General features: G+C 66.0%; 2 protein-coding genes. Both read left to right on the top strand.

What is annotated here, in order from left to right; translation table 11 throughout:
- Positions 1-80: 80 nt before the first annotated feature.
- On the top strand, positions 81-1,136 hold the full coding sequence (locus tag DXD77_RS10205) for an IS1595 family transposase (RefSeq protein ID WP_158549142.1): 1,056 nt from the start codon (positions 81-83) through the stop codon (positions 1,134-1,136).
- A gap of 47 nt (positions 1,137-1,183) precedes the next feature.
- Positions 1,184-1,399: a type II toxin-antitoxin system RelB/DinJ family antitoxin gene (locus DXD77_RS10200; RefSeq protein ID WP_117648575.1), complete on the top strand. Its 216-nt coding sequence runs from the start codon at positions 1,184-1,186 to the stop codon at positions 1,397-1,399.
- Positions 1,400-1,458 lie beyond the last annotated feature (59 nt).

Below are 1,458 nucleotides of genomic sequence, written 5' to 3'. Positions count from 1 at the left end.
GGCTCTGTTAGACCAAGGTTGACATAAAAACGATGTCACCGCGAGGCGGTACCCTTCAATTAACGTCGAAGGAGCCCCCCATGGATGCAGACGACCTGGTCATCACCCTCAAGAAGAGCCTGGCGAAGCTCAGCAGGACCGAGCGCCGCAAGGCCGTCGAGTTGGTCGGGGACGTCGTCCGCGCCGCCATGTTCGACGATGCGGCGGGAGATGGCTATGAGGTGGAGCGCTGCCCCCGCTGCGGCTCGGTCGCCATCGTCAAGAAGGGCAAGTCCAGGAACGGCGAGCAGCGCTACCTCTGCCGCGACTGCGGCAGAACGTTCTCCGGCTCCACCGACCGGATCCTCGGCACGAGCAAGCTGCCCCGCGAGACCTGGATGGCCTATGCCGAGTGCTTCGCCCTCATGCTCCCGCTCCGCGAGTGCGCCGGCCGCTGCGGCGTCTGCCTCAAGACCGCCTGGACCATGCGCCACAGGCTCATCGAGTGCCTGAAGGAATACTCGCCCACGTTCCATGTGGGGCAGGGGCAGGCCTGCGAGCTCGACGAGACGTACTTCCCCGAGTCCTTCAAGGGCAACCATTCAAAGGGCTCCTTCACCCTGCCGAGGAAGGCTCGCCACCGCGGCAGGCAGGTCCACAAGCGCGGCCTCTCCCGCGAGCAGGTCTGCGTCATGACGGGCGTCAGCGACACGAACGCCACCTTCTTCGAGGTCTCGGGGCGCGGCGTCGTCTCGCGCAGGCGCGCGGCGGAGGCCCTTCGCGACCGCATCGGCGCGGGCGCGGTCGTCGCCACGGACAAGGCGGCCGCATACATCGACGTGCTGCGCGACCTGAAGGTCGCCTCGCATGAATCCTATGACTCCAAGGACCGTTCGGAGGGCACCATCAACCGCATCAACACCGTCCATTCGCTCCTCGAATCGTTCATGGCACGCTTCAAGGGCGTGTCCACCAAGCACCTCGCCGCCTACCTCGACTGGTTCCGCTGGTGCCGCACCTTCATGGCGGCGGGCTCGCGCGCGGCGGAGTCCACGGTCGCCCGCCAGCTCGCCAACGGCTCCTGCCCGACCCGCGTCCGCGGCATGTTCGGCCTCGAGCCTCCCCTCATGGACTACTGGGACGGGCGGGCGGCCTAGCGAATTAAAATGGTGGCCACGGAGCAGCGACCGCGGAAGGAGCGGCAATGACATCGAACGTCCCGGCCACCACGATAAGAATCGATCCCGAGGTCAAAAGGGAGGCCGTGGCCGTGCTCGACGAGCTCGGGCTCTCCATGTCGGGCGCCATGAACATATTCCTCAGGGCGGTGATCCGCGAGGGCGGCCTGCCCTTCGACGTCAGGCTGGGATCTTCGGGGAAGGCTGACGGGGAGGGCGGGGACCGCGATGAGCGGGGATAGCCCGATTATTTCCCGGTTCGACGAACAGCCGATCGTGTCAAATTTGGTCTAACAGAGCC

This window comes from Collinsella sp. TM09-10AT, from assembly GCF_003436275.1.
In the GTDB taxonomy this organism is placed as follows: domain Bacteria; phylum Actinomycetota; class Coriobacteriia; order Coriobacteriales; family Coriobacteriaceae; genus Collinsella.
This window is presented reverse-complemented; position numbering and strand designations above follow the sequence as displayed.